11 protein-coding genes are annotated in these 13,470 nt (G+C 43.2%); 4 read left to right on the forward strand and 7 right to left on the reverse strand.

Features of this window, described 5'->3' with window-relative positions; translation table 11 throughout:
* Nucleotides 1–106: 106 nt before the first annotated feature.
* Entirely contained in the window at nt 107–2,137 is a 2,031-nt protein-coding gene (locus tag AACQ75_RS11485; protein WP_170888684.1) for a GGDEF domain-containing protein, read from the reverse strand.
* Between the two features lie 520 nt (nt 2,138–2,657).
* Between AACQ75_RS11485 and AACQ75_RS11490 the strand changes: the two genes are divergently transcribed.
* Both AACQ75_RS11490 and AACQ75_RS11495 read left to right on the forward strand, forming a co-directional pair.
* Nucleotides 2,658–3,314 (forward strand): 2OG-Fe dioxygenase family protein, encoded by a 657-nt coding sequence (locus AACQ75_RS11490; protein WP_170888685.1) that lies wholly within the window; start codon nt 2,658–2,660, stop codon nt 3,312–3,314.
* Complete coding sequence (locus AACQ75_RS11495; RefSeq protein ID WP_170888686.1) at nt 3,289–4,527, forward strand: cysteine desulfurase-like protein; 1,239 nt, start codon at nt 3,289–3,291, stop codon at nt 4,525–4,527. The genes AACQ75_RS11490 and AACQ75_RS11495 overlap by 26 nt, the downstream gene beginning before the upstream one ends.
* A 55-nt stretch (nt 4,528–4,582) precedes the next feature.
* On the opposite strand, the gene AACQ75_RS11500 is transcribed toward AACQ75_RS11495, so the two are convergent.
* The 3 genes from AACQ75_RS11500 to AACQ75_RS11510 form a co-directional block, all read right to left on the reverse strand.
* Nucleotides 4,583–5,332 carry a SanA/YdcF family protein gene (locus AACQ75_RS11500; RefSeq protein WP_170888692.1) on the reverse strand — a complete coding sequence of 250 codons (750 nt, stop codon included), beginning with the start codon at nt 5,330–5,332 and terminating at the stop codon, nt 4,583–4,585.
* Nucleotides 5,305–5,628, reverse strand: a complete 324-nt coding sequence (locus tag AACQ75_RS11505) for a DUF3392 domain-containing protein (protein ID WP_017042030.1) — start codon at nt 5,626–5,628, stop codon at nt 5,305–5,307. Before AACQ75_RS11505 ends, AACQ75_RS11500 begins: the two co-directional genes overlap by 28 nt.
* A 61-nt stretch (nt 5,629–5,689) precedes the next feature.
* A complete protein-coding gene (locus tag AACQ75_RS11510; protein ID WP_017044631.1) occupies nt 5,690–7,378 on the reverse strand; it encodes an NAD-dependent malic enzyme in 1,689 nt (562 codons plus the stop codon).
* A gap of 438 nt (nt 7,379–7,816) precedes the next feature.
* Between AACQ75_RS11510 and AACQ75_RS11515 the strand changes: the two genes are divergently transcribed.
* Nucleotides 7,817–8,194 (forward strand): hypothetical protein, encoded by a 378-nt coding sequence (locus tag AACQ75_RS11515; RefSeq protein WP_026028036.1) that lies wholly within the window; start codon nt 7,817–7,819, stop codon nt 8,192–8,194.
* Between the two features lie 50 nt (nt 8,195–8,244).
* Here AACQ75_RS11515 and AACQ75_RS11520 read toward each other — a convergent pair whose 3' ends face one another.
* The 3 genes from AACQ75_RS11520 to AACQ75_RS11530 all read right to left on the reverse strand — a co-directional run bounded on the left by AACQ75_RS11520 (nt 8,245) and on the right by AACQ75_RS11530 (nt 11,785).
* Nucleotides 8,245–9,348, reverse strand: a complete 1,104-nt coding sequence (locus AACQ75_RS11520; RefSeq protein ID WP_017042032.1) for a phosphoribosylaminoimidazolesuccinocarboxamide synthase — start codon at nt 9,346–9,348, stop codon at nt 8,245–8,247.
* A 302-nt stretch (nt 9,349–9,650) separates the two neighbouring features.
* Nucleotides 9,651–11,333 carry an aspartate:alanine antiporter gene (locus tag AACQ75_RS11525; RefSeq protein WP_013857120.1) on the reverse strand — a complete coding sequence of 561 codons (1,683 nt, stop codon included), beginning with the start codon at nt 11,331–11,333 and terminating at the stop codon, nt 9,651–9,653.
* 185 nt (nt 11,334–11,518) lie between these two features.
* Nucleotides 11,519–11,785, reverse strand: coding sequence for a GrxA family glutaredoxin (locus AACQ75_RS11530; RefSeq protein ID WP_010320195.1), 267 nt, complete (start codon nt 11,783–11,785; stop codon nt 11,519–11,521).
* A 294-nt stretch (nt 11,786–12,079) separates the two neighbouring features.
* Here AACQ75_RS11530 and AACQ75_RS11535 point away from each other — a divergent pair, with 294 nt between their 5' ends.
* The gene (locus tag AACQ75_RS11535) at nt 12,080–13,321 is read left to right on the forward strand and encodes an iron-containing alcohol dehydrogenase (protein WP_170888687.1); all 1,242 of its coding nucleotides are present in this window, start codon (nt 12,080–12,082) and stop codon (nt 13,319–13,321) included.
* The last annotated feature ends 149 nt before the right edge of the window (nt 13,322–13,470 follow it).

Consider the following 13,470-nt stretch of genomic DNA (forward strand, 5'->3'; position numbering starts at 1 on the left):
AAATTTAACACGATTGTAGGGAATATCTCGAGTCAATTAAAGCGATTACATGGGCTAGCTTAGAAATAATCGTTATATAGCCAAACTAAGCAATGATGGGACTTGGCTAATAAGTCAGCCAACGTGTTTTTAAGCAATTTCGGCCGCTGGCTTTAGCCGCATAAAGCAGTTGGTCGACTTCTTCACACAATGCTTGGAGGTCTAAATCAGTATTCGTTGCGGTCAACACGCCAAAACTCGAAGTGACGGATACCGATTCTCGTGATTCGGTTACAAAATCGTGGTCTTCAATTTTTCGGCGTAAGGTTTCGGCAATTTCGCTAGCGACGCTTAAGTCAGTGTCGGGTAGTAAGATGAGAAACTCTTCCCCACCGTAGCGAGCGACAACATCGGAAGAGCGTACCGATGACTTAAAGATAGCCGCAATTTCCACTAATACTTGATCGCCGAAGGCGTGACCATAAGTGTCATTAATGACTTTAAAATAATCAATATCGGTCAAAATAAGGCTAATCGGTTTTGCATCTTCATTATGTTGGATTTGTTCGTCTAATTGCGCTGAGTCGAATGGTTCGGCGTTTTTTTTAGGTGAAGATTGACCTTTGAACCAAGTCTGTTGCCACATCAAAATCCGTTGTGCGAGTTTAATAAGCGCTTCGCTACTATTTTGGTAAGATTTGGATTGATGTTTTGCAAATCGTTCTTCCATGTAGCGTCGATTATACAAGCCAGTCAAGGTGTCCGTTTTGGCAAGCATGCCCATTTTGATGCGAGAGCGGTTGGCCCAGATAAATATGACCAATAATCCGATTAATGCAAGAGCAAGGAAAAAGACGATTTCACCTAATAGATGAAACGTTTTCTGATGGTTTTCAATCTCTAGCTTTTGAAGTACGTTGTTCCAGTTTAGATCCTGATTTTCATATTGTAGACGCTCAAGATCAAACAACATTTGTTGTCTCTGTAAGTTCTCTATCTGTTCAACATTGCGAAGTGTGAGCGATCGTAAATGATAAAAATCATAAGTTTCATAGGCTTGTTTGTAGTTATTTTGCCCAGCATAAGCCTGTGCTGCCACTTTTAACAACTCTATCTGTTGAATAAGTAGATTTGATCTTTGCTTGATATGCACAATGAGTGGTTCTACAAATTCAATCACTTCACCGTAGCGTTTTTGTTCCAATAGATCTTGTGTTTGTAATAGCTGAAAAGTGGCAAGGTAGCCTGGTTGGCTTTCTCGGTACTGCAGTTCCTCTGCTTTTTTCAAGAAAAAGCGCATTTGATCTCGGTTGTTGGTATCTCGATAAAGCCGTGCAAGTTCGATGTTAATACGAAAGCGATGTCGCCCGTCACCCAGTATTTGTGCCAGCTTGAGTGCGGTTTTATAGGTTTCGATCGCCGCCGTGATTTGATTACGTGACTCTTGCAACTTAGAGATGTCGAGTAAGCTAACCAATTGGCTATAAGACATTTTACGCTGCTTGAAGTAACTGTAGGAATTTTCAAGTAACAGTTGTGAACGATCAAAATCTTGTAGCTGAACCAGTATTTGGCCTAGACCGTGAGATATTCTCTCCATTAACTCTTTGTTATCAATGGATTTTGCTGTATCAATTGAGGTCATTATTGCAGCGTACGATTTTTTAAACTCGCCTTGCTCTTGGTAATAGAGACTTTTAGCTAGTAATACTTCTGATTCGATTTGTGCATTGTGATCGTTTCCTGCTTCAACTAACAGTGCGTCAAGTTTCGGCAACACGTCGACTTTTTGGTGCCGTAAAGCTTGAATCTCTCTTAGTTTGAGAGTGAGCGTTTCAACGTTGGTGTGTTCTGTTCGCTTTAATCCTAATTGTGCCGCTTCTAAGCTCCTATCATATTCCTCTAGTAGCCCATACACAGTTGCTTTGGCTAAATAGTAACGTACAACGAGAGCGGAAGGCTGTGACAATATGATGTAGTCTTCTTCTAGTTCACTAATTTGTGCTTTTGCCTTGATCGGTAGTGAATAGGTGATCTGCTCAATGCCCTCCAATGCTTGGAGAAATTTATCTTTAGGATCCATAGCCGCATAGGCATTGATTACACTGAAACCTAATGCGATGAAAGCCCACAGTGTGACTTTAATACTAGAGTTCACGAGTTGAGGATCTCCTTATCAGTTGAGCGATGTTTCAACTAAGTCTTAATAGTCAAATATATCAATTAGTTTGATGATCTAGTATTAACTTTAGTCTAATTTTTGGCATAGCTTACTACTTAAATGGTGCTAATTTAGAGTTAATGAGATGCTATACGACTCATGGATTAATACTTGCTAAATTTAGTCGAATCGAGCTGATAAGTTAGTTACTGATATTTCCTTTAAACCCGCCCATGGTCTACATACCATTCCTACATCATCATAATGTTGGTAATTCATTGTTTTTAAAAGCTTATTAACCTTGAAGTAGTGAGCTTGTCTAAAAATCGCTATGTGCCATGCTCGCTATTGGATGTTAATTCTTATTTTTGTGATTATTTAAGTATTAAATTTTATATTGCTAGTCACATACAGATATAACATTCATTTTTACTTGAATGTGCAATATTAGTGCGTATCCTTAATGTAAATTAATTGTTAATTTAATGTGTCTGATTATTTAATTAAGGAGCTGGTGATGTTAGCTGTACACGAAAACACTTTACAGATTACACAATTAAGTCAAAAAGCGATTCAACAACTTGCTCCCTCCTTTGCGCAATTACCACATACGGAGCATGCTGATGGTCAGTATCGTTTACGGCGCTACTCTGTGGTTCAATTTAACAAAGGGAAAGTCGAGGCGTTGGACAAGCATGACTTTATGCAAACCGATCAAATCAATCATTTTCAAGGCAACATTAAGCGTCATTTCGATCCTATTTTACCCTCTACGTTACAAAGTGACGGGATGAGAGAAGTGTGCGAGGTGTTTGTGAGTACGAATGGTCTGCCTAATGGGCAAGAGATTGAAATCCATCAGATCCGAATTGCTGCTGTGTTTGATGAGACGCAAGTCGCGCCAGAAGGTGTCCATCAAGACGGTTTTGATCATATTGCGTTGGTGGGGGTGAATCGCCACAACATCGTCGGCGGTGAAATTATGCTGTATCAAGACTGCCATGAAGCCCCTTTCTTTCGGAAAGTGTTAGAAAATGGTGAGATTGCGATGCTCGCGGACAGTAAGTTATGGCATAACGCTTGTCCTATTCGCTCAATTGAGCATGGGCAAGAAGGTCATATGGATGTTTTTGTGTTAACAGCTAAGGATGGCCGAAATGATCTTCACTCCTGAAAAAGTGCGTACGCAGTTTAGTGCTTTGTCGCAAAAATATCATGGTAAGTCAGTGAGTTTCTTAGATGGTCCAGGTGGCTCGCAAGTACCTAAGTCGGTAATAGAAAAAATGAGTGAATATCTGGGCCATTTTAACTCTAATTTGGGCGGACACTATTTTTCAAGCCAAATCACCACTGATTTAATGCAGCAGGCTCGTGAGTCGGTGCAAGCGCTTCTGAACGCTGAGTCATCAGGAAATATTGTATTTGGCGCGAATATGACCTCGTTGACTTTTCAGCTAAGTCGAGCCATTAGCCGAGATTGGCAAGTGGGCGATGAAGTGATTGTTACTGCGCTTGACCATTACTCCAATGTCTCCAGTTGGCAGCAAGCGGCGCAGGATAAGCACGTTACAGTGCACCAGGTAAAGGTGAACCAACAAGATTGTACTTTGGATATTGAGCACCTACTGTCATTGCTCAATCCTAAAACAAAGCTGGTCGCGGTCACTTATGCTTCGAATACCACAGGATCTATTGTCGATGTTAAACGCATTGTGGATGCGGCGCATCAAGTCGGCGCGATGGTGTATGTGGATGCCGTTCACTATGCTCCGCACCATTTGATTGATGTACAAGAATTAGGCTGTGATTTTTTAACCTGTTCGGCATATAAGTTTTTTGGTCCACACGTTGGTATCGCTTATATCGCTTCGCAGTGGTTACATGCACTTAAACCCTACAAAGTTGAACCTGCAACCAATATTGGTCCGGGACGTTTTGAAACGGGTACGCAGAGTTTTGAAGGTTTGGCAGGCGTGATTGCTGCAGTGGAATATTTGGCGCAATGGGGAGACGCGAGTGGCTCGTTAAGAGAGCGTTTGATCGATAGTTTCATTCAATACAACCAGCATGAACGCCAATTAAGTGAGTATTTTCTGTATAAACTTAAAGGATTGAGTTCGGCTAAGCTCTATGGCCTGACCAAGGCTAACAGTGAACTACGTACACCGACCTTTGCCATTCGCTTAGCTAATCACCACCCAGAATTTGTGGCCAAAACATTGGGCGAGCATAATATTTGTGTGTGGAATGGGCATTTCTATGCGCTTGGTTTAGTGCGTCAGTTAGATCTTGAAAACAGCGGTGGAGTTGTCCGTATCGGTTTTATGCACTACAACACGCGCAGTGAAATTGACGCTTTGTTTGATGTCTTATCCACACTAGCGTAACCAAAGTGGCCCGGAAATCTGTCGAAGGAAAGGTTTCTGGGGCACAGTGCCTTTTTTAGCTTTCATCTTCGGTTGGCTCTAAGGGTAACTCTTCGATCACAATTGGCTCTTTGGGACCTAAAAATTTAGGTTGAGTATTCGTGATATAGAGATCTAAGAATGCTTTCGTACGAGCAAAGACCTCACGCAGCCTCACTTTAAAACCAGAACGAGTTGTTGGCCCTGCAACCGCTAAACACTGAGCATTAATGTTATGGTAGTTGGCAATAAAGAGTGCTCGCTCACAATGAAATTGTTGAGAGATGATCAAAAAATTGTCGGTTTCGAAAATACGTTTTGCGCGAACAATGGAGTCCAAAGTACGAAACCCTGCATAATCTAAGTAAATATGTTCACTCGGGATCCCTGCGCGCAGCAGATCGCGTTTCATCGTCCTCGGTTCATTGTACGAACGGTGAGCATTATCACCACTGAGTAAAAACCCTTTTACCTTGCCTTGCTCATACAAAGCGATCGCGGCTTCAATTCGGTGGGTATAGTAGTCATTGAGCGTTTTACCCAAGTACTTACTGGTTCCAAGTACAACAGCGACTTGGAATTGACCGACTTGATTTTGCTCGGTGACGATTTGTTTTTCGGCTTGCCAACTGACCCAGCGATCAATGCCAAGCACAAAAAGGCTTGAAATGAACAACAGTACAGACACGTAGCGAAGCAGCGTGTGAACCCGCTTTTTCCAAACAGGGCGAGAGTGATTTGAAGATGAAAATTTTAACACTAAATTTGACGGTTCCTTTGTGCCCAGATCCCGATAGCAATAAAGCAGAGCATAATAATGCTAAACATCATGCCTGATTCTAACTGCGAAAGTGTCCGAGCAAGGTAAGGGCTCGCTTTGATGATCACCAAACCGTAGCCGAAAGCGTTAATCAATATAAACGTAAATGTGCGAACGACAAAGTGTTGGTTGCGCATTAGCTTGCGCATCGCGGCGTTAATCTCTCCACCGAGCATCACGAGCAAACAAGCGATCAATGCAGTTGATATCTCCGTTAAATACGGTGATAAGTAATGCCCTGCGGGCGCTAAAAAGTTCATCATATTGACTCACAGAAAAAGCCCCTAAACATCAGCCGAAGCTTAGGGGCAGCAGAGTAGGAGCTTAGAAAGCAGTGCGTTTGTAGCGACGGTATACTGGCTGCCAAAAATGCTGCTCAATGGCGGTTTCTAACACATCATCTGGGATCTCCAGTGCAACGCCTTGCTCAATTGCTTTTTTCGCTACCGCAAACGCAATTTTCTTGGAAACGGAGTGAATGGCTTCCAGTGGTGGAAGTAACGCACCATGCCCATTAAGCGCCAGAGGCGAACAGTTGGCGAGTGCACGGCTTGATTCCATCAGCATCTCATCAGTAACTCGACGAGCATTGACCGCCAGTACGCCTAAGCCGATACCAGGGAAAATATAGCTATTGTTGCATTGCGCAATTGGGTAGGTTTTACCGTTATGCAACACGGGAGCAAACGGGCTGCCTGTGGCGACGAGTGCTTCACCGTTGGTCCAACGGATAATGTCATTGGGCGTCGCTTCAACACGGCTAGTTGGGTTCGATAGTGGGAAAATAATCGGGCGTGGGCAGTGTTTATGCATCTCTGTGATAATCTCTTCACTGAATAGTCCCGGAGCCCCAGAAACACCAACCAACACCGTTGGCTTGCCATTTTTCATTACTTCCAATAATGAGAAACCATTACCTTCTGTATTCCAATCATGCGTGTCTTTGTTTTTTTGCACGAGGCGCTGTTGGAAATCAAGTAGGTTAGGCATTCCTTCTTGCAGCAGACCCCAGCGGTCAACCATATAGACTTGAGAACGAGCTTGAGCATCTGAAATACCTTCTGACACCATTTGCGCGATGATTGCTTCGGCAATACCACAGCCTGCAGAGCCCGCACCAAGAAAAGCGATACGTTGCTCGGAGAGTTGACTGCCCGCGGCTTTGCATGCGGCCAATAGCGAACCTACAGTTACCGCCGCAGTGCCTTGAATGTCATCGTTAAAACAACAAATACGGTTTTTATAACGCTCTAATAGTGGCATTGCGTTCTTTTGTGCAAAATCTTCAAATTGGATTAGTGCATCAGGCCAGCGACGTTGCACCGCTTGGATGAACTCTTCTACAAATGCATCATATTCAGCCCCAGTAATCCGAGGGTGACGCCAGCCCATGTACATCGGGTCAGCCAAGCGCTGTGGGTTATTGGTTCCAACATCGAGCACGACCGGTAAAGTATAAGCAGGGCTAATACCACCACATGCGGTATAAAGTGCCAGTTTGCCGATAGGAATACCCATGCCACCAATTCCTTGGTCGCCCAAGCCGAGAATGCGTTCACCATCGGTCACTACGATAACTTTTACGTTATGGTTCGCTGCATTATTGAGTAAGTCATCGATGCGATCTCGATTCGGAAAGGAAATGAACAGACCGCGGCCGCGACGATAAATATTTGAAAAGTTTTCACACGCGGCACCCACCGTTGGTGTGTAGATGATGGGCATCATCTCAGTGATGTGGTTTTGTACTAAACGATAGAATAAGGTTTCGTTGGTATCTTGAATATTACGCAGATAGATATGCTTATCCATATCACTTTCAAAGCTGCAGTATTGTTGGTATGCGCGAACAACTTGTTCTTGTATCGTTTCCGTCGTTTCAGGAAGCAGGCCTTCTAAGTTGAAGGAACTGCGCTCTTCAGCACAAAATGCACTGCCTTTATTGAGCAAAGGCGTGCTGAGTAGAGCGGGGCCCGCATAGGGAATATAAAGAGGGCGTTTATCATTATTCATTGTCGGCCTATTTTAGGGTAGAAGGGAACTCAAAAATGATAACGGTTTACTCATGAGATTGTAAATAGACGAGCGGCGACACATGGCACAGAATACTGAAGAATGCCTATAAAAACGGTAGAATTCTCCGTGTTAATTGCTGAGGGCACCAATGTATACATTTTTGTCTATTGGTCTCCTTAAGCAGAGATTTCAAAAGTAGTGTTGAGCGATGATCACTTTAAGTGATAAAGCCACTTTTTGTTCACGGTTTGAAATATTAATCAATCAGACACATATGTCAGTAAGTCTGTTTATGCCTTGTTACAAATCTGGTTTTGATATAGCCAATCCATTCGGTTTTAAGGCATAAAAGACTGTTTTTTTATATCCTATTGCTATATGAACAATCATGGATGATATTGAGTACAGTGTGCTGCCAATTTGTCGGGGGACAAAATGAATACACAAGAAAGGAGACGGGTGGTGTTTGATTACACTACATTTCTTGGTGCGTCATGTAATAAGAAATGGACATTCCTCGAAGCCATGACGTCATTTGCACCGATTTTTGGTACGGTATGGAAAGACAGCATTAAAGAATTATCAAGCCCAGAGGATCGCCTATGGGAAATGGCGTTGAAGTCGTTATCAACACGCCGTAGTGATGAAGCGAATTTAATTTCACTGGTGAGATTGGCGAAATTAGAGGGGATTGAAGAGCTAAAATTAGTAATGCCGTATGCGTTGGATTCTGAACAGATCCAATTGATTCAAAATAAAAGCCAATCTTTGATAAAAAATACAAAACCAGATGAATTTCTTATCACCCTGTAAGGGTATAAACAGATAACGGGGCATATTTAATGCCCCGTTATTGTTGAGTACTAGTCAATCAAGCCATATTGAGAACGCAGGATCGTAATGATCTCTTGCTTTGGATTTTGGCTTAATACGATCGGTTGGCCAACAATTTTCTCTGCAATCGCAAGATAGGTGTTGGAAATATCCATTAATGCAGCCAAAGGCAGCGCATTATCACGTGCAAGCGCTTCTCGCTCAGCCATCCGTTCTTTGTTGAGTAAAATATCTGGGTCAGGGAAGTAGTTGAGCAAGAATTGACGAAAACCCTCTTTCGAATTTTCCACAATACGTCCTTGCTGATAGGAAGCGCTGTCCCAGATGCGAGAAGAGTCCGGCGTACCTACTTCATCCATATAAATGAGTTTCTCAACGCCGTTGGCATCGGTGACATAACCAAACTCAAACTTGGTATCGACGAAAATTTGCTCTACTTGGCAGAGTGCATGGCTAATGACGCCAAAGCCTTCTTTTAATAGCTTTTCATACAAGGCAATATCTTCGACACGACTGAAGTTAAAAGCGGCAAAATTCTCTTCAATATTATGACGTGAGATATTGACATCATCGGCTTCTGGAACACCGGGAATGCCTTTTAAGATGCCTTTGGTTGATGGTGTAATGAGCAGTTCTGGCAGTTTTTTATCTTTCTGCAGGCTTTCTGGTAATTGAATACCACAAAAATCTCGTTCACCTTTTTCGTAAGCACGCCACATTGAACCAGTAATATACTGGCGACAAATCGCTTCAATTTTGATTGGCTTGGCTTTTTGCACAATCCATACAAAAGGATGGGGAATATCTAAAATATGGCTATCGGCTAACCCGCTCTCTTGAAATAGCTTAAACCAGTGGTTTGAAATCGCGTTCAATGCCGCGCCCTTACCCGGTACACCTTTGATGCCACCTTCGGCATGCCAGATACAATCAAAAGCGGAAATACGGTCACTGATTACCATAATGGCTAAAGGTGCATCAGGAGCAACGTTGTAACCTTTTTCTTTGATCAAACGCTGGCTATCTTCTGGAGTTAGCCAATAAACAGAGCGAACTTTGCCGCTATGAACAGGTTGGTGGGTGCGAATTGGGAGGTCGTCATTGACGGCAAGGATTTGATCAGCAAGGCTCATTTAGACATTCCTATCTTTTTCAAACGTCATACAGAGAAGATATCGCTTAGCTCAACACTAATAAGGATATCGATAAACTGTGCGCATCATACCAGAACTATTTTCTGCTGCCAGATAAAAAGCAAACGATTGCGTTTCGTTTGGAAAATTAAGCAGTGGTGGGTTGAATTCAGGAGAAAAGATGCAGTTCTGAGTCGATAAAGCGGCAAACATTGAGATAAAAGCGAAGTAAATAGAGGGGCGATGGCTCGCCCAAAGCCACACATGTGACTTTGGGTGAGTAGCACTGAGGGTTATTAGGTTTAGCTGAGTAAAATTAAAATAGTTCCTGTCAGTGTCATCAGTATATTGGCGATAGCATAGGTGCCGGCATAACCCAATGCGGGAATGGTCGATTTTGCGTAGTCGTTAACGATATCCATCGCTGGTGCGCAAGTTCGTGCTCCGATAATCGCACCAAATAGAAGCGCGCGGTTCATTTTCAAAATGTACGCACCGACCAAATAGGCAAAGACGACTGGCACCACGCTGACTAAAAATGCAAGGCCGATCACTTGTACGCCCACTTCTGAGAGGTGCTGGAACATTTTTCCGCCAGCACTTAAGCCAATGCCTACCATAAAGAACATCAAACCTAGGTCTTTCACCATATTTAATGCCCCTTGCGGTACATAGCCGAAAGTGGGGTGGTTGGCTCGTAAAAAACCAAGCATAATGCCAGAAAGCAGTAGCCCAACCGCGTTACCTAAACCGAAGGAGACTTGTCCAAAGGTCATGGTGATCAAACCAAACAAAATGCCGAGAATAAAGAAGCTACAAAAGGCGAGTAAATCGGCCATTTGACTATGGATAGAGATGAAACCGATTTTATCGGCCAAGCCTTGAACACGGCTTTTTTCACCACTGACTTGCAGCACATCACCTTTGGCAAGCACAATGTCTAAGTCCATCGGCATTTCAATTTGTGCTCGTATTACTCGGTTCAGAAAACAGCCATATTCGGATAAATTCAGGTCAGATAAGCGTTTACCGGCAATACTGTCACTTTTTACGACGATTTCCTCTTCAGAGATGCGCAAATCAAGTAGGTTACGATCAAACACCTCTTTGCCATTTCGAAAGCTAGGGTCTAGCCTTGCATGGCTGTCAGGGAAGCCGACCAGTGCAATTTCATCCCCTTCTTGCAAGATGGCGTCACCGTCAGGATGGGCAAGAATGCCATTCCGTCGAATGCGTTCAATATAACAACCGGTTTGGCGATAAATACCAAGCTCACGTAAATTGCGCCCATCAATCCAGTTGATCAACTCTTGACCAACACGATAGGCACGGATGATGGGTAAATAGACTTTGCGTTGACCGCTACCACCCAAACCACGCTCTTGAGCAATCTGTTGAGCAGAATCAGAGAGGTTTTGTTTTTGCAGCTTAGGCAGTAACTTGGCAAACATGATCATACTGATAAGACCAATTAAATAAGCCATCGCATAACCCACCGAAACATTATCTAAAATAAGGGATAAATCCATATTTCTTGGAATGGTGGCTAGCCCAGAGTTTAACGCATCTTGTGCGCCTACTAATACGGGGGTGGAGGTTAATGCACCTGCCATCATACCAGCAGCTAAGCCAAAATCGAGGCCGAGATAATAACTGCCAAAATAGGTAATCCAAGTGGCGGTAATGAGCACCACTAAACTTAAGATGAGATAATGTTTTCCGTCACGGAAAAATATGCCAAAAAAGTTAGGGCCAGCTTCAATGCCGACACAATAGATGAACAGCATGAAACCGATGGTTAAGGCTTCAGCATTGAAGGAAAAACCAAGGTGCCCCATGATGAGTGATGTAATTAACACCCCAATAGAGTTGCCCAGTTGTAAGCTACCAAAACGAATTTTGCCAAAACCAAGGCCAATCGCTAAGACAACAAAAATAAGAAGAATAGGGTTCTGATCAAGCAAAAGTACGACGTCGATATTCACGGCTCAACTCGTTATGTGTGCCAAGTGGGGTAGGTAAAGTGTGGGAATTGTATCTGAATATTGCAAAAAGATAAGTGAAATTTGTGACAATTGACATTTCATTGACTTAATTTGAGAGAAAGAGCCATTTATCTATAAATAGCAAAAACCCGCTAAAAATCAGCGGGTTTTTATGTTTCTTGGTTTTATTCGTCGAATAAGCCTAAATGTTCTTTCGCATAAGCTTCGAAATCAGTGCAACCACCGATGTGTTCTTGATCAATAAAGATTTGTGGCACAGTCTCAACGGGTTTACCCACTGTCTTTTCTAAATCAGCTTTGCTGATGCCTTCCGCGTGAATATCGACATAACGGTAGTTAAAATCATCGCGTTTTAATTTCAATGTTTCAGCGTGTTCTTTTGCGCGAACACAGTAGGGGCAACCAGGGCGGCCAAAAATAACAACGAACATAGCTTTCTCCTTCATTCTTGTTGCATGCAACTATGCCCGATTCAAGGTCGGAAATAAAGTGGCATTCACCAGTTACTTCAATAGGTAAAAGCTATTGCTTATTCCTTAATCAAAGCAAGCTTACCTCTCGATGGTGTTGGGAATAGATCAACAATGGCTTGGCTGTGACATGCCGCATAAACTTGTGTTTTTTATGTGGTTATTTGCTCCACATTGCACTGCATCAAAAAATTTTTTTAACGATAGGTGCACTCTAAACAGAGCTAATCTAGATGAGAGAAAAGGGAGTTATTCATGTTCCAATTTATGACGGCGACGCGGATCATTTTTGGAGAAGGAGCGTTATTGAATTCACTTTCTGTTCTTAACCAATATGGTTATAGCGTACTGCTGGTTTCGGGAAAAGAACAACAACGAGCTTCCCCTATTGTTCAATACCTGAAAATGCAGAATATGCGCTATCAGCATGTAGCTATTGTTGGTGAACCTAATATTACCATGGTGGAGGAAACGGCCATTTTAGGCCGACGTTTTCAACCGGACATGGTCGTTGCTATTGGTGGCGGTAGTGTGATTGATATGGGCAAGGCACTCGCGGCAATCATTCCTAACCAAGGTAACGTTTATGATTATGTGGAAGTGGTTGGCCGAAATGTGCCGTTAAAGACAAAACCGCTGCCATTTATTGCTATTCCAACCACCGCCAGTACGGGATCCGAAGTCACGCGTAATGCCGTGTTGAAATCGGGACAAGACAAAGTAAAAGTAAGCTTGCGCAGCCCAGATATGCTGGCAGATGTTGCGATTGTTGACCCCACGTTGACCTATGGTACCGACAGTTACACATCTGGCAGAGGCGCAATGGATGCTTTTACGCATTTAATGGAAGCCTATGTGTGTGGTGAACCCAATCCACTCACCGATATGGTGTGTGAAGAGGGGTTGCGCAAACTCAGTCGTTCTATATTGCCAGCGTGTCGAAAAGATGATCATAAAGCGCGAGCGGATCTCTCTTTTGCAGCAATGCTTGGAGGAATGGCGATTACCAATGCAAAACTTGGCGCGGCACATGGCTTGGCATCGGCATTGGGAGGAAAACTTGATGCCCCACACAGCGTGATCACGGCGCGTTTAGCCCCTCATGTTATGCGAGAAAACATTCGAGCAGCGCAAAAAGCAGGGCGAAATGATGTACTTACACGTTATAAAAAAATCGCTCAAATCGTGACTGGCAGAACAAATGTTCACGTTGAAGATGGCGTGCTGTGGGTGAAAATGATGTTAGATAAATTGCAACTGCCTAAACTCAACCAGTTTGGTGTGTGCAATACGTCGTTTGAGCGCGTGGCGTTAGATGCTTTAAAGTCGGTCGCGATTAAAGGTAACCCTTTGCCTTTAACACAAGAAAGGTTAATCCATATATTAAATCAAGTTTGCGAGTGCCAAGGTGAGTATGAGGAGTGGCAACCGAATTCATCCAATCAGGTAGAAGTTAGGCATGATCCAGTCGCGCCTGAAAGTAGCAAGCAAAGTTGATAAAAAAACGGAGCAATTGAGCTAATGCCGTTCACTTAAGAGTGAACGGCATTTTTGTTCTTAGCATACCGTTGTGGTCTAGGCTTAACTGTTCTAGGGAATGTTCTTTCCCTTCGCCCTTCAAGTATTAAGCTTTCAGCCATGTTGTG

The organism is Vibrio sp. B1-2, assembly GCF_963888445.1.
GTDB classification, from domain to species: domain Bacteria; phylum Pseudomonadota; class Gammaproteobacteria; order Enterobacterales; family Vibrionaceae; genus Vibrio; species Vibrio anguillarum.

Bases quoted from the DNA above. Each gene is read 5' to 3' on its own strand.
- AACQ75_RS11490 (WP_170888685.1), top strand. From the start codon at position 2,658: ATGTTAGCTGTACACGAAAACACTTTACAGATTACACAATTAAGTCAA.
- AACQ75_RS11495 (WP_170888686.1), top strand. From the start codon at position 3,289: ATGGCCGAAATGATCTTCACTCCTGAAAAAGTGCGTACGCAGTTTAGT.
- AACQ75_RS11505 (WP_017042030.1), bottom strand. From the start codon at position 5,628: ATGATGAACTTTTTAGCGCCCGCAGGGCATTACTTATCACCGTATTTA.
- AACQ75_RS11510 (WP_017044631.1), bottom strand. From the start codon at position 7,378: ATGAATAATGATAAACGCCCTCTTTATATTCCCTATGCGGGCCCCGCT.
- AACQ75_RS11515 (WP_026028036.1), top strand. From the start codon at position 7,817: ATGAATACACAAGAAAGGAGACGGGTGGTGTTTGATTACACTACATTT.
- AACQ75_RS11520 (WP_017042032.1), bottom strand. From the start codon at position 9,348: ATGAGCCTTGCTGATCAAATCCTTGCCGTCAATGACGACCTCCCAATT.
- AACQ75_RS11530 (WP_010320195.1), bottom strand. From the start codon at position 11,785: ATGTTCGTTGTTATTTTTGGCCGCCCTGGTTGCCCCTACTGTGTTCGC.
- AACQ75_RS11535 (WP_170888687.1), top strand. From the start codon at position 12,080: ATGTTCCAATTTATGACGGCGACGCGGATCATTTTTGGAGAAGGAGCG.